Annotated in this window: 16 protein-coding genes; 12 read left to right on the top strand and 4 right to left on the bottom strand. The window is 56.5% G+C overall.

Going from position 1 to position 22,277, the window contains the following annotated elements; translation table 11 throughout:
* The first annotated feature begins 671 nt into the window (after positions 1-671).
* Positions 672-905 (top strand): hypothetical protein, encoded by a 234-nt coding sequence (locus SH139x_RS08635; RefSeq protein ID WP_488354870.1) that lies wholly within the window; start codon positions 672-674, stop codon positions 903-905.
* Here the strand turns inward: SH139x_RS08635 and SH139x_RS08630 are convergent.
* Positions 894-2,102: a TMEM143 family protein gene (locus SH139x_RS08630; RefSeq protein ID WP_488354869.1), complete on the bottom strand. Its 1,209-nt coding sequence runs from the start codon at positions 2,100-2,102 to the stop codon at positions 894-896. The genes SH139x_RS08635 and SH139x_RS08630 overlap by 12 nt on opposite strands.
* 24 nt (positions 2,103-2,126) lie before the next feature.
* Here SH139x_RS08630 and SH139x_RS08625 point away from each other — a divergent pair, with 24 nt between their 5' ends.
* Positions 2,127-2,801, top strand: coding sequence for an HAD family hydrolase (locus SH139x_RS08625; protein ID WP_488354868.1), 675 nt, complete (start codon positions 2,127-2,129; stop codon positions 2,799-2,801).
* On the opposite strand, the gene SH139x_RS08620 is transcribed toward SH139x_RS08625, so the two are convergent.
* Positions 2,743-3,489, bottom strand: a complete 747-nt coding sequence (locus SH139x_RS08620) for a response regulator transcription factor (protein WP_488354867.1) — start codon at positions 3,487-3,489, stop codon at positions 2,743-2,745. The two genes, SH139x_RS08625 and SH139x_RS08620, sit on opposite strands and share 59 nt — an antisense overlap.
* 403 nt (positions 3,490-3,892) lie before the next feature.
* Entirely contained in the window at positions 3,893-5,002 is a 1,110-nt protein-coding gene (locus SH139x_RS08615) for a DUF1570 domain-containing protein (RefSeq protein ID WP_488354866.1), read from the bottom strand.
* 179 nt (positions 5,003-5,181) lie between these two features.
* Between SH139x_RS08615 and SH139x_RS08610 the strand changes: the two genes are divergently transcribed.
* The 5 genes from SH139x_RS08610 to SH139x_RS08590 all read left to right on the top strand — a co-directional run bounded on the left by SH139x_RS08610 (position 5,182) and on the right by SH139x_RS08590 (position 12,882).
* Positions 5,182-6,579 (top strand): hypothetical protein, encoded by a 1,398-nt coding sequence (locus tag SH139x_RS08610; protein ID WP_488354865.1) that lies wholly within the window; start codon positions 5,182-5,184, stop codon positions 6,577-6,579.
* 114 nt (positions 6,580-6,693) lie between these two features.
* Positions 6,694-7,749, top strand: a complete 1,056-nt coding sequence (locus tag SH139x_RS08605) for a peptidylprolyl isomerase (protein ID WP_488354864.1) — start codon at positions 6,694-6,696, stop codon at positions 7,747-7,749.
* A complete protein-coding gene (locus SH139x_RS08600) occupies positions 7,746-10,313 on the top strand; it encodes an HAD family hydrolase (RefSeq protein WP_488354863.1) in 2,568 nt (855 codons plus the stop codon). Before SH139x_RS08605 ends, SH139x_RS08600 begins: the two co-directional genes overlap by 4 nt.
* A 32-nt stretch (positions 10,314-10,345) precedes the next feature.
* Positions 10,346-11,611: a glycosyltransferase gene (locus SH139x_RS08595; RefSeq protein WP_488354862.1), complete on the top strand. Its 1,266-nt coding sequence runs from the start codon at positions 10,346-10,348 to the stop codon at positions 11,609-11,611.
* 143 nt (positions 11,612-11,754) lie between these two features.
* The gene (locus SH139x_RS08590; protein ID WP_488354861.1) at positions 11,755-12,882 is read left to right on the top strand and encodes a hypothetical protein; all 1,128 of its coding nucleotides are present in this window, start codon (positions 11,755-11,757) and stop codon (positions 12,880-12,882) included.
* Between the two features lie 32 nt (positions 12,883-12,914).
* On the opposite strand, the gene flgK is transcribed toward SH139x_RS08590, so the two are convergent.
* Positions 12,915-14,603 carry a flagellar hook-associated protein FlgK gene (gene flgK / locus SH139x_RS08585; RefSeq protein WP_488354860.1) on the bottom strand — a complete coding sequence of 563 codons (1,689 nt, stop codon included), beginning with the start codon at positions 14,601-14,603 and terminating at the stop codon, positions 12,915-12,917.
* Positions 14,604-14,938: 335 nt separating this feature from the next.
* Here flgK and SH139x_RS08580 point away from each other — a divergent pair, with 335 nt between their 5' ends.
* The 5 genes from SH139x_RS08580 to SH139x_RS08560 all read left to right on the top strand — a co-directional run bounded on the left by SH139x_RS08580 (position 14,939) and on the right by SH139x_RS08560 (position 22,222).
* Positions 14,939-15,496, top strand: coding sequence for an ECF-type sigma factor (locus SH139x_RS08580; protein WP_488354859.1), 558 nt, complete (start codon positions 14,939-14,941; stop codon positions 15,494-15,496).
* 160 nt (positions 15,497-15,656) lie between these two features.
* A complete protein-coding gene (locus tag SH139x_RS08575) occupies positions 15,657-19,091 on the top strand; it encodes a WD40 repeat domain-containing serine/threonine protein kinase (protein WP_488354858.1) in 3,435 nt (1,144 codons plus the stop codon).
* Between the two features lie 23 nt (positions 19,092-19,114).
* Positions 19,115-19,798 (top strand): nitroreductase family protein, encoded by a 684-nt coding sequence (locus tag SH139x_RS08570; RefSeq protein WP_488354857.1) that lies wholly within the window; start codon positions 19,115-19,117, stop codon positions 19,796-19,798.
* Positions 19,799-19,948: 150 nt separating this feature from the next.
* On the top strand, positions 19,949-20,491 hold the full coding sequence (locus SH139x_RS08565) for a Uma2 family endonuclease (RefSeq protein WP_488354856.1): 543 nt from the start codon (positions 19,949-19,951) through the stop codon (positions 20,489-20,491).
* A gap of 354 nt (positions 20,492-20,845) precedes the next feature.
* Positions 20,846-22,222: a transposase gene (locus SH139x_RS08560; protein WP_488354855.1), complete on the top strand. Its 1,377-nt coding sequence runs from the start codon at positions 20,846-20,848 to the stop codon at positions 22,220-22,222.
* Positions 22,223-22,277: the final 55 nt, after the last annotated feature.

Raw genomic sequence — 22,277 nt, 5'->3', positions numbered from 1 at the left:
GCCGTGCTAACGCTGCAATCGACCACTTTGGAATTGGCCATGGAGCGGTATCGCGAAGCGAACCAAGGCCCGATCGTGGGCCGCGCCGAAACGATTTTCCAGCAATTGACTTGCGGTGCTTACACGCAACTCAAGCCGCAATTGGACGATCGAGGAAAACGGGTGCTCGTCGGCGTTCGCAGTGATTCGGGAAAATGGGTCCCCGCCCAGCACATGAGCGAGGGGACCGCCGACGCCCTGTTTCTCGCCTTGCGGCTGGCTAGCCTGGAGATCAATCTTGAGACGAGGCAATCGGTTCCGTTAATCATTGACGACGTGCTGGTCCAGTTCGACGACCAACGCAGCGCCGCGGCGCTGCGGGTCTTGAGCCAATTAGCCAGCAAGACCCAGGTGATTTTCTTTACCCACCATCGGCATTTAATTGAATTAGCCGAACGGCATCTGCCGGCCGATCAGTTCCAGCTGCACGAGTTCTAGCCCCCCCGTTGGCTAAGCCCAGCAATTCATCGTGTGCCTCGCGGCAACAATTTGTGGGAAAACTGTCCGCTCGGTTCAAGTCGTAACGAAGATTCGGCCGATGACGGTTAGGACAGATGGTCTGTGCGATATAGGTCCGCAGATGCGTCCAGCGACGACAGGTCGACACTTGATAAGCTGCTCAGGGGAAGGCAATGAACGCCAAGCAAAACCAGAATTGGCTGCGGACGATGGTGTTAGTGGCAGGAGCCGCTGTCACTTGCGGAGGCGTGACGGGATGCCAAGTTGGCGTGAACGGTCAAACGCTGCCGAGTCCATATTATTTGGAAGATGACGTCCAGTACTTCCCAGGTGCGGGCGAATTCAAATTGGCTCGCGAAGCGGCCGCTCTAAGAGCAGCACGTGCCGAAGAGAAATTACAACGCTAAGGGCGTCCGTTCACAGCTCCAACAATCATCAGCGTGCTCTTGAATCAACTGGAGCCGCTGTAGGATCTGGAGTGCGTCGTCAACTTCGAACATAATTTCGATCTCCAGCAAGTCGCGGAGCATCCGTTCGCAGTGACGCTTTAGGCGGCGGCGGCCAACCGGCGTTTCGGTGGCTGTGAGAAGCGCATAGTAGGCTAACACGGCTTCTCGATATTGCTGCTGCCGAGCCTCCTCCAGAACGCGGAAGATGACCCCCGCGTTGCTGTCAAGCTTTTGGAAAAAGAGGCTGCGGGCTAGATTCAACTCGTACTTTTTCCGCGTGTTGAAGTAGCTGCTGATGCTGCGGGCGATGTAGCCAAAAGTGGCGAACACCAAGCCCAGGGCCAACAACAATTTGCCCGTCGAAACGACCGCGAGGAATAGCACCAACCGGACGAGTTTCCAAAGTGTCATGCCGATCCCACCCAACGAGGGAACCAGAATCTTGGTGTGATCGAACCATCCAAAGCGGATTTTGGAGCCGGGCAACAACATGTCGACGTCCGCCTTGGGAATGTTTTTAAACATCCGCAGGTACAAACGATCGGCTTGCCCTTCGCCCTCGATAATCTGGTTGGGCTTGATCTGAAACAGCACGATCAGCCGGCGGTAAATCTCCACCTCCAGCGTTTCGCGACGATAAAATCCCTGCGGACGGCGAATTTCACGCACGCCGACAACATCGCCGCGGGCAAATACCCCCAAATGTTGAAAAATCTCAAAATCCACTTTGAGACGCACCCCCCACAGACTCGAAACCTCGCAGGCCGCCTCTAATTCCTCACGGCTGAGCTCCAAATAGTCGGCGGCATCCAGCGCAGTTCGCATCAATCGAGCCACATCGGCCGCGTCCACTGTCTGTTCGTCGACTTGGCGATTCATCAACAATGAGGTGTCGCGGTCGGGATCGAGCGCCGCGTAGGCGGCATCCAACTGCTGGTGCTGAGAAAACGATTGTTGGTGAACCCAACGCAACAATTGATCACAGACCGCGGCAAACGATTCGCGAACCGGGCCCGCCGGCAAGAGGGCTTGCAAATATTCGGTTAAATCCGATGGTGGAACCGGGATAAACGGCTCGATCCGCCAATGACTGGCATTCGCCGGAATATATTCGCCAGTCCGGCTAAGTTCCTCAGTTCGTTCCTGAACAACCATGCAAAATCAAGCACTCAACAAGCAATGAAACAGTTAGAAATTCGCGGTGTCGCACTGGATATGGATGGCCTGATGTTTGACACCGAGCCATTGTACCACCAAGCCGCCGATGAGTTACTTGAACGCCGAGGACATCGCTACGAAGATGTCGTGCGAAGGCGGATGATGGGACTGCCGGGCCCCAAAGCCATCCAAGTGATGGTCGACTACTACGGGCTGACCGATAGCTGGGAAGATGTGCTGGCCGAATCGGACACAATTTTCGCCCGCCTGCTGGGTAATAACCCCCTGCCGCTGCCCGGCTTGCAAGCATTTCTCGATCTGCTCGACTCGCTGCAACTTCCTTACGGAGTCGCCACCAGCAGCCGGCGGAAATTTGCTGAGGAAATTCTCAGCTCCGGCGGCGTGCTCGACCGCATGCAATTCCTCTGGACGGGAGACGATGTGCGGCACGGCAAACCCGATCCAGAAATCTACCTGCGGGCCGCCCAGTCACTAAAGATCGATCCTGAAAACTTGCTCGTGCTCGAGGACAGTGGCAACGGCTGCGCGGCGGGCGTGGCGGCCGCCGCAGTGACCGTGGCCGTGCCGGGAAAACATAGCCAAGACCACGATTTTAGTGGCGCAACGCTCCGTGCCGTCAGCCTACAGGACCCCCATTTGTGGAACCTAGTGCGTCAGAGCTGTGTGATTGATTAACCAGCCCGGGATGAAAGGTCGTAAAGTGCGGCGCGGGAATTTGCTGCGGTGAGGAATCGCAGATCCGCAGGAAATTCTCGTAGCCAATTGTTTCCACAATCAACCGCGTCAGACAGGCCACGCTCTTGGTGTCCATCTTCTCGAAAATCCGCTTTCGCCGCGCCTCCACCGTTCGTTCACTGATTCCCAACTGGTTGGCGACTCGCTTGTTTAGCTTGCCCTCCAACATCCCGCGGAGGACTGCCAACTCACCGTCGGCCAACCCCTTCAGTTTGAGCATCGTCTCATGCCACCGCTGCGCGTTGGCGGCAATCTGCTGACTCTGCTCGAGTGCCTCTCGCAACAACGGTACAAACGTCGGATCGTGCCTCGCCAGAATGTGCACCGAAAACATGCCAGCCCGCATAGCTGCCACAACACGATCCAATTTGGCTTCCCGCACAATCAGCATTCGCGGGAAAATATAACCTTGTTCACGCAAGTAGCTATGTTGCTCCGCCGCCGCCGAACCGTCCGCCGGATCGTCCAAGACAATCACGCCGGTGCCGACAGGGTCCAAACGCCCCGCTAACTTTTCTACAGCCGAACAACGCCAAAACCTGACGCCGATCGACTCAGCATGCAACCGCAGTTCCTCACCGAGCTCATCTCGGTTCGTCACCACCACAATAATTAAATCCGCATCCATTACTCTTTGCCCCTCTCGGTGGAGTAATCGGGTCTCGCGGGCCTGCCACATTCCACACGAGTGCGTCAGCAAGCGTCAGTCCATTTCTTGACCGAACCTGCTAATTTCCGAATTCTAACACTATGCTTCTACTGTTTGCCGCAATTGCGTTCGCTTTCACATAGCACTTAGTGGGTAAACAAAACCCACCCGGAACCCGGAAAGGCCTATTTAAGGCCAGCAACACATCATTACAGCGACACAAGGGCGTCAACTTTCACACATGCGGATTACCCTGAAGTTTTCAGCGGGCTTGTCCAGCGAGGTTCCGCATCCAAGCGGCTTTCTGGCCGCCTTTCAAGCGGGCGGCAAGCAAGCAAAGTGGGGCAAAATTGTGGAGCTGCTGTTTGCCAGCGGGCAATACTCAAAATTGATCAAGAAAACGCGTTATTTGCCGAGCCAACAACTCCAGGTCGGTGCTTACGATCTGTTGCAAATCAGCGTGCCGATCGGCAGGCCGATAGACTTGAAAAGGCGGGCGTTGCGAATACCGATCGATCAATTTGGCGAAATCGGCTGCGCGTCTTTCCGCCAGATAGAAGGTCAACGCCCAGGAAGCGACGTAGGCATGTTGCACTTGGTCGGGGCTGCGAAACATTGTGTTGTCGGCGATCAACGAATCCAAGTCAGCAGCCAACAGCGCTGGTTCTTGTTGATAACGATCGCGAAACAACCACAGCAAATTAGGATCACAGCGGCCTTGCAGATCGCCGCTGCGGCGGCCTTCAATCATCGCCGGGGATTGGAAGATGCAGCCGATACCTTCGACAATCCAGTGTGGCGTATCTGCCAGGCGACTGTGCACCCCCACGTTGAATGCCGATTGATGGGCCGCTTCGTGGCAGATTGTGGCATCCACGCCGCCGGCCGATTGGCCGTGATCGTACATGGTGATGCGGTTGCTGGCCCGGTCATAAACACCCAACACTTCGCGGTTCGATGCGATGCTGCCGGTTGCTCGTTGCTGGAACTCGGCCTGGCTGGGATAGATCACGGCCACCATGGGAAAATTACCTTCCAGCAAACGCACGCCGCGAACGGAAAAGTAGCTCAAGAAGGTGCGGTGCAGTCGTTCGAACCGTTCCGCCCAGACGCGACCGCTGCCCTTGGGTTGGACCAGCAAAAAATGTTGCGTCGGCACGACCTCGAAGCGATTTCCAAATTCCTCGTAGAGTCGCCGGCGAAATTCATGGGCGTCGAGTGGTTGAAAATCGCTTTCCGCGATCGTCAAACTGGTCGCTTGGCGGCGGGGATCGAAATCAAACAACCAACCGTCGTTGCCCAGAATTACCTGACGGTTGGAAGCGCGAATGAGTTCGATTCCCTCTACGGCTCGGTCACCGATGCTGCCGACGAGCAGGCGTGATTGTCCCTGCTGAGCGGACACGCTGTGGCAGTTGCCGACGGATAGCAACAGCGTTGCCGCGGCCAAGAGTCTATGCCAAAACCGTTGCCGAGATGGGAAAATATTCATCGCTGCCTATCGCTAGTTTTCGCTTTTTTGTGGATGCGACGCCCGTTTGGCGGACCAGCAGCGTCGCTCGCCAAACTGCGGGCACACGCCTGGTCAAGCTTACGTTAAAATTGACGAAAGTCAGTTTTGCTTCTTCAACGCGGCGCCGTCGAAACATCCATGTTTATGAAGAAACATCCATGTATATGAAGAGATCGCACGCCCAAAACCTTGTCGTTTGGCCCCGATTCGCTCTGCGGAACCCTCACGCCGGAGCGCTGCTCTGTGCGCTCGCCTGCGGCTTGTGCGGATATTTTGGTTTGAGCGGGCTGGCGGTGGGCACTGCCGCGATGGCCCAAGCAATCCCGACAGCCGCGGCAGATGAAGCTTCTCCAAGCGGTGGCGGTGACGAGGATTTGCAGCGGCAAGTGGCTGAGTTGATCGAACGCTTGGATGGCAGCAAGCTGGCGATCCGTCAGCAGGCGGAACGCGATCTGCTGGGACTGGGGCCGAGTATTCTGGATTTCTTGCCAGACAGCGCGCGAGCGTTATCGGCTGAGGCGAGCCAGCGATTGCGGCGCGTGCGGTTGGAATTGGAGCTGCAGCAAGCCAAACAAGCCGCGGGAGCCAAACTAATTTCGCTCGGTCGCGCCGACGACTTGCAAGCCGCTTTGAAGCGAATCAGCGAGCTGACCGAAATTGGTTTCCAGACGAATGGTCAGTTCAATCCAGTGTTGGAGCTGGACGTGAGTCGTTCGCAAACCTTTTGGAAGACGCTCGACACTGTGTTGGATGCAGCCGAAGCGGATGTCAACTTTTACGTTGGCAAGGCGGGTGAGTTAGGCATTGCTCAGCGTGCCGAGGGCCGTCCCTCCCGCACCGACTCAGCCGCCTACGCGGGCGTGTACCGGTTGGAACCGACCCGCGTAATGGCCAGGCGTGATCTGCGATCGGCTCAGCGGAGCGAGTTGTCGATCGGTTGTGAGATTGCCTGGGAACCCCGTTTGACACCCATCGGATTGACCCTGCCGCTCGAATCGGTCGTGGCGGTCTGCGATGACGGTCAACAGTTGCGGGCCGACATGGGGGAAATCACCATCGCTGCGAACGCCTCGATTTCCTCGACAGAATTCAATATTCCGCTGCCGCTGCCGACCGATTCGCCACTGCGAATCAGCACACTCAGTGGGACCCTGCGGTCGATGTTGCCGGGCGCTCGCGAGCATTTCAAGATCGATATTTCCAAACCGCACGAAGCGGAAACGGTGGGTAACGTGACCGTACTGGTCGAAGCGGTGCGAGCCAACAATCACCTCCACGAAGTACGGCTGGAGGTCGCGTTCGTCGAAGGCGGAGCAGCCCTGGAATCTCACCGCCAATGGATTTTCGACAACCCGGCTTACGTGACCACGGCATCTGGCGAGCGGCGTGAAGTGCTGGGGACGGAGACGTATCGGCAGACCGCCGAGAGGCTGGGAATCAGTTTTCTCTTTGATCTCGATGAAGATCCAACCGGCTTTACGTTTCACTACGAAACGCCCGTCTCGATTATTCAAAACGAAGTTCAATTCGTAATGCGGGACATCCCGCTCCCCTAAAGTCGCCTTTCGCTCCGCCGAAAGTTTTTCGTCGCTTTTCGCTCCGCCGATAGTTGGAAAAATACGCCTATTTTCGGCGGAACGAAAGGCGATACTCAAGGAACCAATTACCGCATGAGACGCATAACATCTTGGATGTTGCTGGCCACGGTTTGGCTATCGCTGTTCACGGGGGCAGTCGGCAGTTCGCTTGCGACAGCCGTCGACCAACCGCCCGCGATTCGCGATGAGGACTCGGGCGCTGGGGCTCCAGAAACCTCTCCAGCGAAATCACCTCAACCGCTGGTTCGAGTCGGTCAAACCGAGCTCGACAGCTCGCTGGTCGAAGCCTGGATGGCTCGCAACTGGCAAGCACCATCGCAGCAGCTCGATGCCGCACAATTGCGGACGCTGCGGTCGGCCGCTTTGCTCAGCCTGGTGCGTCGTGAGCTAGCGTTTCAGCAGCTGTTGGCGAGCGGTGGTGAACCGTTGCTGGCCCGTGTTGAACGGAGGAAAAAACAAGCCCTGCAGGCACTGCAGCGAATCGAACCTGCTGCGGAACTCACCTCGCTGCAGCAAGCCGAACTGGGCTGGGAAGTGGTTTGGAATGAATACTTGCAACAGCAACTCACCGAGGCCAATTTGGAACGTTTTTATCAGCTGTACCACTACCGTTACGACGGCACCAAGGTGCAGCTGTGGCAAATTTTCCGCAAGCATCCAGCCGACTCCGACTCCTCAGCGGAAGCAACAGAACCTCATCAGCCGCCGGCGTTGTTGGTAGAGTTAGCAGCGGGGATTAAGGCTGGTTCGCTCGATTTTGCCACAGCGGCGCGGGAACATTCTCAAGCACCGACGGCAGCCCAGGATGGGTTGGTGGGCTGGGTCACGGCGGCCGCCGATTTACCGAGGGACGTCGCCGAAGTCGCGTTGCAAGCATCTGAGAACCAAGTCGCCGGACCGGTCCGCTCACGTTTTGGCTGGCATTTATTGTGGATCAGTCAACGCCAAGCGGGTCAGTTGGCCTTCGCCAATTTTGCCGATCGCCGTCGTCTGCAAAAAGATGCGGCTGCATTCCTGTTCGACCGCGCCGTTACGCAATCATTAGACAAGCATTCGGTGCAGTGGCTCGAGCCGAGCTGGCAGCCGACCGCCGCGCAACTCGACCGTTTGAGGGATGGCACTCCGTGAATGTTGTGCTAATCCACCATCATTTCGATAGCGGTGGAGTCTTACAGGTAGTGCTCGGCCAATTACTGGGCCTGGCCGGCTTACCATTGGCCGCGCGCCCCGAGCGGTTGATCGTCTTGCACGGCGGGCGAGCCGCTGGGCTAACGCGAGCTCTAAGCGATGAACCATGGCGAGGCTTACCAATCGAAGTGTATCCCTTGCCAGATTTGGAATACGACTCGCTGAGGCACGCTCACCAGCCGGCAATCGCGTCAACGGACCGGCCCTCGTCCCCCGCGTTGCCCCAACAATTGGAACAGCAACTGCTCGCAATGAGGCTCGACCGCAAGAACACCGTGCTGCACCTGCACAATGCCACGCTCGGCAAAAACGTTGCCTTGCCGCCGACGGTGAGCATGTTGGCCCAGCGGGGTTGGCACTGGCTATTGCAGATTCATGACTTTGCCGAAGATCTGCGCCCCGAAAACTATCGCCAGTTGATTTTCGCCGCCGCAGCCCGCAGCCCGGTTGAACTCGATGCCTGGCTCTATCCCGATCATCCTCGCGTGCACTACGCAACGTTAGTAACCGCCGATGCGGAGCTGGTCGCCACGCGGGGCATTTCCTCGTCGCGAATCACCGTGCTACCCAACCCGTTGGTGGCGGCGGAAAAATCGCTTGAAAACGCTGACAACGCCAAGCGAACAGATGCCAGCCAAGAGATTGATCAATCCGCGGCGCGGCGGCGACTGAGTCGGGAGAGTGAATTACAAATTTCCGACGAGACTCGCTACGTGCTCTATCCGGTACGTGGGATTCGTCGCAAGCATCTCGGCGAATTGTTGCTTTGGGCGGCGATGGTCGATCAGCCGACTCTTTTTTCGCTAACGCTACCGCCAACGACTCCCGTGGAGAAGCAGAGCTGGGAGCGGTGGAGATTGTGGGCCGAAGCGCTGCAACTGCCCATCTTGTTTGGTTCAGGGCTGATCCCCGGAGTCACCTTGGAGCTGAACCGAGCGGCTGCCGACTGGGTGATGACGACCAGCGTGGCGGAAGGCTTTGGTATGGCTTTTCTCGAACCTTGGCTGGCAAACCGGCCTGTCTGCGGGCGAGACATTCCGGTGGCAACCAGCGATTTCCGAGCCGCCGGCGTGCAACTCGAAAGGCTCTATACAACCTTTCCGGTGGTGCTCGAGGGGCAGCAGCGGCGAGCCGCGCTGGCACGCTCGGCCGCTTGGCAAGCGAACGCTTGGGCCGATTTGCCAGCTCCCTTTCGCCCGCGGGAGGATGTTCATAGAGCGACGGAATCCAGCGGCCCGGTAGTCGATTTTGCCAGCCTGCTGCCGCGAGACCAAATTGACGTCGTGCGGCGGATCGTCCGTGACGGTGGCTACGCGCAGGCTTGTCGAGAAGTGGCTGAGGGAGTTTTACAGCTGCTGCAAGAGCCTTGTCTTCCGGCAACCATCACGACCAACCGGCGAGTGATTGCTGAGACTTATTCGCCGCAAGGAATCGCGACCAAATTGGCTGCTGCCTATCAGCGTCTGTTGACGGGAGCATCACAACCTGCATCATCACAACCTGCATCCGCAAGAACGGCAACTGGCCCGCAACCGTCGCGAGCCAGCGGCACGGTGCTGGAATTCATTGCGGCCCGCCAGCCATGCTGGCCTTTGCGATTGGAGAGAGAAATCGATAGTCAGCCTTTTGCCCGGTTAGCCAAACCGCTCAGTCCTTTGCCGACGCAAGTCGCGCCCCAATTGCCAGAGCAAGCTGGCTTGCGGGCGGTCATTTTCGATATCTACGGCACGCTGGTGATCAGCGGGACGGGAGACGTCGGAGCGGCGGAGCAGCAACCGCGAGCGGTCGCCCTGGAGGCGACTTGCCAAGCCCTGAATTACCCCTTGCCAGCATCACCGGCTGCGGAGATCGAGCGTTTTCGTCAGTTGATACTCGACCACCAGCAGCGGGCGCGGGAACGTGGCGTGACGCATCCCGAGGTCGATATCATCGAGGTCTGGTACCACTGGTTGCATGCTGGCCCGGCGACGAAGTTCAGCGATTTAACTTGGCACGCCCAACGATGGCAACTGGCCCGCCAATTTGCCGACACGTTCGAGGCGCACGCCAATCCCTGCTGGACGATGCCGACCGCGCTGGAGACTTTGCGGCGGCTGCAACAAGCTGGCTTGGAACTGGGGATTGTCAGCAACGCGCAAGTCTTTACTCCGACCGTCGTAGCTGAGGCGTTGGGCTGTTGCTGGCGGGAGTTGCCGTTCGCCGGCGAGCTAACTTTTTTTTCTTATCGATTTGCCGGCGCCAAACCGGGCAGCAGTCTGTTTACCGCTTTGGTAGCCGCGTTGGCTCGCCGAGGCATCACGCCCGAGCAGGCAATTTACGTCGGCAATGACATGCTAAATGACGTTTGGGCTGCGTCCCGCGCGGGCTTGCGAACCGCACTCTTTGCCGGCGACCAGCGCAGCTTGCGACTGCGCAGTGACGACCCTCGCCTCGCGGGTTGCCACCCAGATGTCGTGTTGACTGAGCTGGCACAAATAACTCAGATACTGCCCCGCATTCATTAGATCTTCGCACACAGCTTTGAGGGCTTGCCTCCATGGGCAACCACATTGGATTTGTTTCCACACGCTTCGCCGGCACCGATGGTGTTTCCCTGGAAAGTGCCAAATGGGCGCAAGTTTTATGGGACCATCGCAACGTTAGCTATTGGTATTCAGGGTTGAGCGATCGCAAAAGCGACGTTTCGATGGTGGTCCCCCACGCCTATTTCGGGCATCCCGACATCCAATGGATCAATCGCCACAGCTTCGGCTCGCGGACGCGAACTTCGGACGTAACGCAGCGGATCTATGCGTTGGCCGATTACCTCAAGGGCACGCTGTACGAGTTCACTCGCCGCTTCGCGATCGACATTCTGATCGTGGAAAACGCACTTTGCATTCCGATGAATTTGCCCCTCGGGGTGGCGCTCACCCACTTCATCGCTGAAACCGGTTTTCCCACAATCGCCCACCACCATGATTTTTATTGGGAACGCGATCGCTTCAGCGTCAATGGCGTCAGCGATATCCTGGCGATGGCGTTCCCACCTTCTTTGCCGGCGATTCAGAACGTCACGATCAACTCGTTTGCCCAAGAGGAGCTTTCGCACCGCCGCGGGCAATCGTCGATCCTCGTGCCCAACGTGCTCGACTTTGAAACCGAACCCCCCGAAGCCGATCAGTACGCGCGCAACTTTCGCCAAGACATTGGTTTGGGCAGTGACGACATTCTTTTTCTGCAGCCCACCCGAGTTGTCCCCCGCAAAGGGATCGAACACGCCATCTCACTGGTCGCCGCGTTGCGTGACGACCGCTGCAAACTGGTGATCTCCCACGCCAGCGGCGACGAGGGCAACGAGTACTTGTCGATGCTGCAGGAAATGGCCGACCACCAACAAGTCGATTTACGTCTGGTCGATGATCGCGTGGGCGAGTACCGCGCGGTCGACGCCAAAGGACAACGCATCTATACGTTGGCAGATGCCTACTCCCAGGCTGACTTTATTACGTATCCCAGCCTCTACGAAGGCTTCGGGAACGCTTTGCTGGAAGCCTTCTATTTTCGCCAACCGGTGCTGGTGAATCGATATTCAATCTACGTCGCCGACATTGAACCGAAGGGAGCGAAAGTCATCACCATGGATGGTTACATCACCAAAGATGTAGTCGCCAAGGTAAAACGCATCATCGACGATCCCGAATATCGTCAAGAGATCGTCGATTTCAACTACGAAATCGGCAAAGCCTTCTTTAGCTACAGCGTGCTGCGGCGAAAACTGCGCGCCCTGGTGACGAATTTTACCGGGCAAGACAATCTCTGAGCTGCGTCTGAGCTGCCACTGAGCTGCACCCCAGACGCGACGGCTGGTGCGTTCTCCTGTTGACCGAGGCGGCGAGATCTTGGTACAGCGGGGAACTTGAGAAAAAACGTCCGGAATTTCGATTTTTCTTTGTTGCCCACGCCATGCCAGGACAAGACCGCCGCGCCGCCAGCTCGCTGGCTGATTCCCAGGAATCAGCTGTGGGCTACTCGTCCAGAGTTGCGCTGCGGCCGGCGTCAATTCTCCTGCTGGCACCCCTGTTGTGGCTTGCCGGCTGTCGCAGCCAGGCACATCAAGATGTCTACAACGAAAAATTGATCGCCCAAGTCCGCTCGCTGGAAGACCAGCTAAACGCGGCAGATTACGAAATCAGAGTCTTACATCAGCAGCTCGAGCGACAACGCCAAGCCACTGAGCAAGATGCAAACCGCTCCGATTTCCCCAGCCGCGATTCCGACAAGCCCTCTCCACGCCGTGCCGCTCCGCCCCGAGAGCCAGCCGCGGATGACAATGTCTTGGATGACTTGGATATCGATTTAGGCTCGCCCAGTGATTTGGCGCCTGGCGATTTTCGCCCTGGCGATGTGCAACCGGGCGACTTACCTCCCATTCAACCCCTTCCGCCCCGCGAGCAAGATATCACGCCGCCGCCGATCGAATTCGGTGCCCCCCAGCCGCCGCTGCTGCAAGGGGAGGACGTGGAACTGCCCCCGGGACAGATCGAAACCCCCGATTCGGCGCGGTTGCTGCTGCCACCACAGCCTGCGATCGCCGTCACCACGGAAATTCATCCCGGTTTGTCTGGCACGCATCATCATGATTCGGACAGCACCGTCGATGGGATGTATTTAGTGCTGACGATTTCCGATGAGCAAGGGAAACCAATGTCAATCAGTCCCTCGCTGGCGGTCGTGATGTTGGATCCAACTCGCCAAGGCGAAGAGGCACGGCTGGGCCGTTGGGATTTAACAGCCGATCAGATCGCCGAACAATTTCGCTCCAGCCCGCTGCCCTCGATCCAGCTGCCGTTGTTGTGGCAAGGGAAACAGCCTGGGGGGGACGAGGTTGCCGTCTTTGTGCGATTTACGCTGGAGGATGGGCGGCAATTAGAAACGGACTTGATGCTCAAACTGGCCGCCAGACAACCCAGTGATTGGAAACCTCAAGGCTTGGGAACGGCCGCCTCACGAAGTCAGGAACAAGCCACCGAGTCGATTCGCACGGGGCGAGCGCGTCCCACGGGGATCGATCCGGCCAGCGTTTGGAAATAACGAACCGCGGCCCACTATAATATCGCGGCTCACTATAATGATGTCAAAATATCTAACATTTCATTCGCTACCGCGATCACTCGCGAGGAAGCTTGAAACGTTCTTTGGTAGGCGATCATGCGAATCGCTTCCTCATCAATATTGACGCCGGTGATGGCCAAGTGCTCGCTATTGAGCGTGGCATAGTATTGGGCCAATCCACTCATTTCAGCTTTCTGATTGGCCGCCGTTTGCGAAAGCCGGGTCACGATCTGAGTGTACTGATCTCGGATTGAACTGCCACCATTGCGTTCGATATCGCGTTCAATCAGATCCACCAAGGTGTTGAGCGTGGCAGTATCTTGGCCGACGCCCGTGGCGCTCACGGAAAGAAAGTGCGGATTCGTCTTGAGCAGGGGAGCAACACTTAGCGTCTCCGCTCCGTTGCCGACAAAGAAAGAGTTCAAGCCGGAGGCAGCCAGAAACCCGGAAGAATCAGCGCCAAACGCAAAGCGAACGCCTTCCAGTTCGCTTTCAATATGAATCTCTCCCGCCGGCATGACTTGGGCGCTGAGGCCATCGATGGCGTTGATCTCTTCCACGATGGTCTGCACCGAACTGGCGGTGACCGGATTTCCCTGCCTGACATCGATCTGATGGAGCGAGATATGATTTCCATCCACATCCACCAGCGAGATTTCAAACGTCCCGCCATCGACGGGCCATTGCACACCGGAATCATTCAACGCTGCGGTCGGATTGAGCAACAAGTTACCCGTTATCTCGTGGAAACCGCGCTCGCCTTGGCCCTGAGCGTGAACCGTGTTGAATTCTCGGATCAGGTTTATTGCCATCTCATCAAGGCCCGTCAAGACACCGCCCAACAGGGTGTCGCGTCCCTCGGTCATCGACTTGAGTTCGCCCCCCGTGATCTCGACTTCGGATTCGGTATCCTTAAACAGCACTTTGCCGCTGTTCGCTTCCCGTTCGTTGTTCACGTACAACTGGCGCGCGTGGGTATCGGCCACCAGATAGTCGCCACCAATAAAAATACTAACCGCCCCGGAAGCTTGCTCTTGCACCTTGACCTTGACCAACTCCGACAACTCTTCGATCGCCCGATAGCGTTCATCACGAACCCCTGAAGCGTCACTGCTGAGCGTATTGCCACCTTCCAAGGTGGTGACCCGCAGGTTCAGATCGGCAATTTTTTCGACCAAAAAGTTTACTCGGTCGACGGTATCCCCCAGCGAGGCATCCAATTCGGTCTGGTAATCGCGGGCGTCGGTGTAGAGGCGATTAACTTGTTTAGAGAGCGAGTCCGCAGTCAGCACGACAAACTCACGCAGCGACTCGTCGTTCGGCTCGACCGACAAATCATGAATCGCGGAATTCAAAGCGTTGAGGTCGGCACTCAGGCCACCCCCATTTAAGTCATTCAGCAGCGCTTCGACATCGGAGAGCACGCGGTCGCGGAGCGAGGCGGCCGCCAAATCGCTGCCGGCACTCCACATTCGCTTTTGTAAGGCTTGGTCGACCTGTTGGACAATCCCCGATGCACGCACTCCGTGCCCGAGAATCAGGTTTCCTTTGCGATAAGGAGCCGGCGTGGTCTGCTCGAGCGTCTGCCGAATGTAGCCTTCGGTATCAGCGTTGGCGATATTGGTACCGACCGTCTGCAGACCGATCTGGGCGGTCTGCAGCGATGTCGCCGAGTTGTTAATGGTACCGAACAAAGACATTTTTCAGCCCAGCCTGTCTGCAAACCTGAACGTTTCCTCCATCAGGTATCGGCTAGCATAACCGGCATAATCGACAAATTCTTCCCAGCGTTTGACCCGTTGGCCCCCAACCAACTGGCCCCAAACCAACACAAAGTGGACAGAAAATACCCTCCTGATTAAAATTAACGATTACGCCAGAGAGAATACGTCTTACATGTTCTTAAGAGATGCGAAGTGCCCACAATTCGACTACACTACTTCTGGGTATTCATTTCTAATTAACTACAGTAAGCGAAAACCGTAATTACCTACATTTCCATTTAGAGAACCTAGACAACTGTTTGCGGCAGAATATGTCCGACGTTACCAAAGTCTTAGATAGGATCGAAATCGGCGCCCCTGGAGGGCCTGAGGATTTGCTCCCGTTGGTGTACGAAGAGCTACGTACTCTCGCGTCGAATCGCATGTCGTTGGAGCGTTTCAGCCATACCTTGCAAGCCACCGCCTTGGTACACGAGGCGTATTTGCGACTAATCGCTTCGCCGCAAGGACTACATTGGGATTCGAAGGGCCATTTTTTTGCTGCTGCCGCGGAGGCAATGCGACGGATTTTGATCGAGCATGCGCGACGCAAGAATTGCGGTAAACGTGGTGGCGGGTTTAAGCGAGTGGATTTAGCCCGATGCGATCTCGATCACCGCAGCGAATTGACGCTGGACGAAATTTTGTCGCTTGATGAGGCCGTCCAGAACCTGGAACAAGAGGACCAGGAGGTAGCCCAATTAGTGCGGTTGCGGTTGTACGCGGGGCTATCCGTCACCGAAGCGTCCAAAGTCATGGACATCTCACGTTCCACGGCCTACGAGTATTGGGAGTACGCGTTAGCTTGGTTTGCCGCGGAATTGGCGTAATTCAGCGAGAGTCACAAATAATTTTGCTCCAGTTCCGGACGAAGTACGGCCGGAATTCGCATTAGTTGGGTGCCGAGAATTTACCCAGCCTGCAAACTGCCCCAGCCCGTCAGAGTCACGCTGGCTGCGCAGGCAGACCAAACGTTTTTTGCGAACAAGCATGAGCCCCAAACCGCGCGATCTGCCCTCCCTGAACCCTCGCGAGATTTTTCGTCAGACCGTTCAGATTGACGACCCGCAGCAACGCCAAAACAAGTTGACCGAGTTGTGTGGCGACGACGCTGCGCTGCGCGGCAAAATCGAGCGACTGCTGCAAGCTCGCGACCAAGCCAGCGACGGTCTGCTGGCGCGGGCCGTCGGCGAAGGGGGTTCCGGCGACGTAAGCAAACACGATAAACCATCACGGCTACCACCAAGTATCGCCGAATCGCTCGACTCGCCTTTCAAGGAAAACGAAGCAGCCTCGCTTGTCGGACAAAAAATTGGCGTCTATTTGCTGGTCGAGCGGATCGGCCAAGGTGGGATGGGGACCGTTTATCGGGCCCGCCAAACAGAACCAGTGGTCCGCGATGTCGCCTTCAAGGTGCTACGGGACGACATTACTTCGCCAGGTATCGTCAAGCGTTTTGAGGTCGAGCGTCAGTTATTGGCGATCATGAGCCATCCTCATATCGCCCAGATGTTCGATGCGGGCACGACTCCGAGCGGGCAACCCTACTTCGTCATGGAAATGGTCCATGGCGTGCCGATTACAGAGTATTGCCAGCAGCGACGATTGGCCCCCCGCGCCTGCGTTGAATTGTTCATTGATCTTTGTTGGGCGGTGGAACACGCACATCAAAAAGGGGCCATCCACCGCGACTTGAAGCCCGCCAACGTGCTGGTCTGCGAAACGGACGATCAACCGATCGTGAAGGTGATCGATTTCGGTGTCGCCAAAGCAATTTCCGAAAATCCACTAACCGCGACACCCGTCACTCATTTTTCGCAATTGCTCGGTACGCCACAGTATATGGCTCCGGAACGCTTGCGAATGAAGCTGGACGAAGATGACGCCCGCAGCGATACCTATTCGTTGGGAACCTTGTTGTATGAATTACTCGCTGGCGAGCCCGCTCACGACCACGCCCAATTGCCACAACTCGGAGTGGATGGCTATTTAAAACTACTTCAACAAACAACGCCCGAGTTCCCCAGCATACGAGCGGCAAACAGCGGGGAGCACGCGACTCAGCGACGGGGAACACGACAGCGGGGGACTCAGCAAGAATTAGATTGGATCGTGATGAAAGCGATTCAAGTTGCTCCTGACAATCGCTATCAGACTGCTAAGGAACTGGCCAGCGACCTGCAGCGATACCTCGACGGCAAACCGATCTTGGCCAGCAGCCCGCACCGCAGTCCGCGACTCAAGCAATGGTGGCAACGGCATCGCGTCAAAACCGTGCGGCTGGGGTTGGTTAGCGCAGCGATCATTTGCCTGGCGTTACTTTCGCTGTGGCAGATCCGGCAAGTTCAAAAAACACATTTAGCAAACCTGGAAAACGCTCGGCAGATGCGAGCCTGGCGAAAAACGGCCCGTTTGCAGCAAGCCGTAGTGGCTTTCAAACAGGCCAACTTACCCGCTCTGCAACGAGTGCTGCTTGAAAAAACTGAAGCACACGACGCGGCAGAGACCGGAAGCACTGACCAGCTTGACGCCTTGGAAAAGTTATTGCTGAATGTTGCCTCACCACAGCCGACGTTTGTTTTTTCTGATTCGGACACGTTCCAGGCAGTCGATTTCTCGGCGAACGGAGCGAGGCTGGTTACCGCCAGCCGAGATGGAAACATCCGACTTTACAAAGTCACCAGCGACGGCATGATCGAGCCGGTATGCCTGCTGGGGGCTCACCCGGATCGTGTTGATTCGATTGCAATTTCACCTGATGGAAAACTAGCCGCTTCGGGTTCCTTTACCGGCGAGGTTTGGTTTTGGGATTTAGACCAACAAAGCTTGCTCCGCCAAGTAGCGATCGTGGATGCCGGTATTGAATCACTAGCTTGGTCCCCGGACGGACAAACCATCGCCGCTGGTGCGAGATACGAATTGGCTTGGGTAGCCGATCGCCAAGGCGATGAACTGTTCCGCGTCAGCAATAACCACCGTCACGAGTCGTTGCTGTTCTCCAGCGATAGTAGATCACTTTATCTTCCCACTCGCGCAGGCATCGACCAACATGCTATTCCCTCTGGCGAGCGATTGCGGACTATCTCCACCAATCCTCTCGAAAACGTCCGCACTTTGTGTTGGGGAGGCCCGCATGAACAGTGGTTAATCGCGGCGGAGCGCTATTATGAATCGGTGTTAGTGATTGACATCGAGCAGGGTAATTCGTTGGGGCTGATCACCATCGACGGCAAATATCCCCAGACCATGAAAACGACCGGTGATGGAAATTGGCTATCATTGCTCTACCCAGATCGCCGCGTGGAAGTGATCAGGCTCAGTAGCAACGCGAAAGGCAATGTCAGCGGGCGCAGTTTCTTTTGTTTTCCCACTGCGCCGCCCACACAACCTTTACCCGACCCGCCGCGGTTAGCGTCGGTTTGGCTGGCATCCCAAAGTCGCATGCTGGTGGCCGGCGGTGAGTACCCAGCGCAGGTTTGGGACTGGAACAATTTATTGCCCTTCCAAAGTTTTTCCCCACCGCAACTCGTGGAGGCTGCATTTCCTCAAATCGAGAATAGCCTGCTGTATTTATGGGATTCGCGGGGACTGTCCCCACGACGCCCGACGCCGGTGGGTCTAGCGGGACCATCGCAAAAACCGCTGGGAGACCCCATCCCATTTCAAATTGTAGGCAACACCCTCTTCTCCGAAGGTGGATTTATCGCCGTCGCCGGTGAGAAAATCATCTACGTACTTGCGCGTGACTCGGGCCAAGTGCTAGCAAAAATAGATAGACCAACCGCCGGTGGATTTCGTCTGAGCTTTAGCCGCGATGGAACAGCGATCGCGTTCGCTGGTGGCGGGACCGTGCGGGTTTGGGTCAGCGACGATGCTTGGCAGACCTATCGGCTGCGAGGAGAATTATCGGTCCACGTCAGCTCAACCCACTTGGTCACTGACGGGGGAGACACAGTGATCTTGGAAGCTGATTCGAGATTCGCTGAGTACTCGGTGGACGACGGGACACCCCAGCAGACCTTCGACTCTGGCGACCTGAATGCGCTCGCCCGGCTCTGCTTAAGTCACTCGGAAAATATCGTGGCGGTCGGCACCAACGACGCCATTCAGCTCTTTGATCGTCGCAGTGGCAAGCTGATCGATAGGTTTGCCTGTGTCAGCGAAGTTACCTCGTTGTGCTTCACCCCCGATGACTATCATCTGCTTTCTGGACACAACGATGGTTCGATTCGCGCGTTGAACCTGTCCACTCGGCAGCCTTTGGGGGTTTTGTACCAACGGCCCTCGTCCAGTAAAATCCTTGGCTTGCAATACTTTCCCGATGGCCAACGATTGTTCGCGGTGGCGAAGCAGCTTGCCGGCGTCTCACCCCTTGTGCTGGGGCAACCGCCAAGAGCTGTCCCGCGAACGATTGCAGCTCCCTAACGCCTTATCAAGCCAAAGCCGACATGAACTTAGCTGACTTCGAGCAACTCGTCAGGCAACGCAAGACTGTCAAATACTTAGCACAGGAACACTTGCCGGTGAGCGACCAGGCAGCAACAGTTGAAAGGTTAATCGATTGCGGCGGCTGGGCCCCATTTCACAAAATCTGCAGCGTCGAACATCGCACCGCGGGTGAGGACCGGCTGACGGGGATCGAGCCATGGCGATTCCATGTGCTCTCGGCAGCCAACTGTCGAAAGCTCAGCGAGCGAGTCGTCGATTTGCCGGCGGCTGGCAAAATCCCCGCCATGCTGGCTGCGGCCGATGCGCTGATCATGGCGACTTGGCTGCCCAATCCGCCCGTGAACAATCCACCCCTGCATGACTCAATCGCCACGGGAGAAGCCTTTGAGCCGACGTTGGGTAACGTGGAACACATCGCGGCGGCCTCGGCAGCTGTGCAATCGTTACTGCTAGCGGCCACAGCGGCGGGCATTGACAATTACTGGTCCTCGGGCGGCGTGTTGCGTTCAGCGGAAATGTTCGAACAACTGGGCATCCCGGCAGCCGAGCGATTACTGGGAGCGATTTTCTTATTCCCGCGGGCCAACGCGGAAGCCGAAAACATGGTGCTTGCGGAGAGCAAGCTAAGGCCCCAGCGAACACCGCAAACCGCCTGGACACGCTGGATCGAATTGAGCAAGTAATCAAGCAAACGAACCGAGAGCCGGCGCAAAGATCAGCCAACGCGTCACAGGTCGATAACCGGTTTTGTCTTCGCTCTATCCAGGATTACTAGTGTAAGATGAACCATCCGGCCACCTTGCAACCGCTGATACCCGACTCTAGAGCTCTCGATGTCAGAAGCCTTTCGATACCTACCGCATTACACAGTGGCCGACTACGAGACCTGGCAGGGAGACTGGGAGCTTTGGCAAGGAATCCCCGTCGCGATGACCCCCAGCCCTTTTGGTATCCATCAGCGTGTCGGCAAGAACTTAGTCTTTGAAATCGAGCGTCAAATTCGCGCACAGAAGGATTGTACGGCTGTCGTGCTTTACGAAATTGACTGGTTGGTTGCCGAGGACACGGTAGTCCGTCCTGATGTATTGGTGATTTGCGGCGAACCGCCCGTTGGCCACGTCGAGCATCCACCCACGTTGGTGGCGGAGATATTATCACCTTCCACGGCAACCCGAGACCGTGAGGCCAAACGTTGGCTCTACGAAGAAAATGGGGTCGGCATTTATTTGCTAATCGACCCTGATACTCAAACACTGGAAATTTTTCGAAGAACCTCGTCCGACGCGTGGCACCATGAGTCTATCCAAACAACGGTTGCTCTCTCCGTTTGCGAAAACTGTTCGTTGCAGTTGCAACGATCAGCATTGTTCCGCTGACTATCCCAAGCCCATTGTAACCCGATTGTCCCCAATCAATCCCTGGACAACAAACAGCAGGGACATCAGCGTGCGCTGGTGTCTAGCCTGTAGAGATCGTCCAGCTTACAGCTTATGATTTGCTAGCAAAAAAAATTGGCCTCGCACGGGGTGGACTGTTCGCACTACGAGTGCGAGTGATTTATTGTCACTCCGACGAGGCCAGTTGAAAGCTAATGACTCTGTCACCAAAAAACAACTGCATTCCAGTATCCGCCCCTGGCGGAAGGTTCCCCAGAACTACTTGCTCTCCAAGAGCAGCTCAAAGACGATTCCCATGTCCAGGCCGTCCGGCGAACCATCAGCCGCCTCGATTTGCAGACACTGCGTGAGGTGTATCGAGGTACCGCATCGAAACCGTATCCGCCTGAATTGATGCTCGCCGTTGTGCTGGTTCAGATCCTCGCCGGACTGACCAGTCCGGCCCAGTGGTTTCGCGACGCGACCTCGAGAGATCAATGCAAGCTGGTTGGCCAAGGCATCGCTCCCTCGCGTTCAGCCTGGTACGACTTTCGAGACCGAGCTGGCAAGTTCATCGATACTCTCCACCAGCAGCTCATCAATGATGCAACCGATAACGGGCTGGTCGATCCCGTCGAAGCCGCTTTGGATGGAACGTTCACCTCGGCCAATGCGTCACGACACAAAATCTACAATCTCAAGCAGATCAATCGTCGCTTGAATAAACTCAAACGAGCGATCTGGTCAATTGACGACCCGCTTCAGATCGCTGCCGCAAAGCCACTCGAGAAGGTCCCGAAGTGGATTGCTGAAACCGCCGCAGGACGTGGCAGGCAATTGCACAGTCTGCGGCAAGCAAAACGCGAATTGCTTGATAAAATCCGCGATAATCGCAAGGCTCACTCACGTTATCGCCGCGATGAAGCCAAGCTGGTCGTAAGTCCGGCTGACCCCGAGGCGGTGATTGGCCGAGACAAATATGACGTGGTCCGACCGCTCTATAACATCCAGTATATGACCGACTGCCAGAGTGGTGTGATTTTAGGTTTTGAAGTGTTTCGGCAAAACAGTGATAACACAACCCTGGGACCGATGATCGAGCAATGCCAACGTATCGTCAAGGGTTGCTTGCGGACGATTCATGCCGACGCCGGCTACTGCTCGATTCTTGATTTGAAGGATTGTGAGCGGTTGGGAATTGATTTGTGGGCACCGGTTCAGGACAACATCATGCAGCAACGTAAACTGGCCAACGGTCAACTCCAAATACCCTCAGGCGAATTCGACTTTGATCGATCCACCGGCGAGCTGCGCTGCCCTGGTGGCCATGCGATGAAACTAGTACGTACCGTGCAGCTTCCCCGCGCCTGTGGACGCATGGTACCGGAACTGCGTTTTGAGCAGTCGAAGGAAAATTGCTTGGGTTGTCCACTAGCGTTCAAGTGCTTGGGTAATGGCTCAAAACGTCGGACCATCAGCCGCCAGAAAGAACAGCATCTACTGGATGCGCAAAAGGAAAAGATGTCAGGTGAAGCGGGTCGCCAGAGTCGAGGGAAGCGTGGTTCATCAGTTGAAAGAAGTTTTGGCGACGGAAAGCTCCACCGCAATCAGGCTACTCAACACGGTCACGGATTAGCTCGGGTACGAGCCGAGGTGGGCCTGCTGGCGCTCGCTCAGAACACCTTGACGCTATACAACCGCGAAAAACGCAGTGAAAACGCATCGCTGTAAGCTGGACGATCTCTTTAGGCGATTCGCCGCAAAAACCGACCGGCTGAAGCCGAGA

It is taken from the genome of Kothea flammea (assembly GCF_052161645.1).
Lineage (GTDB): Bacteria > Planctomycetota > Planctomycetia > Pirellulales > Pirellulaceae > Laterigemmans.
The sequence above is the reverse complement of the archived record's forward strand: the minus strand, read 5'-3'. Positions and strand labels throughout refer to the sequence as shown.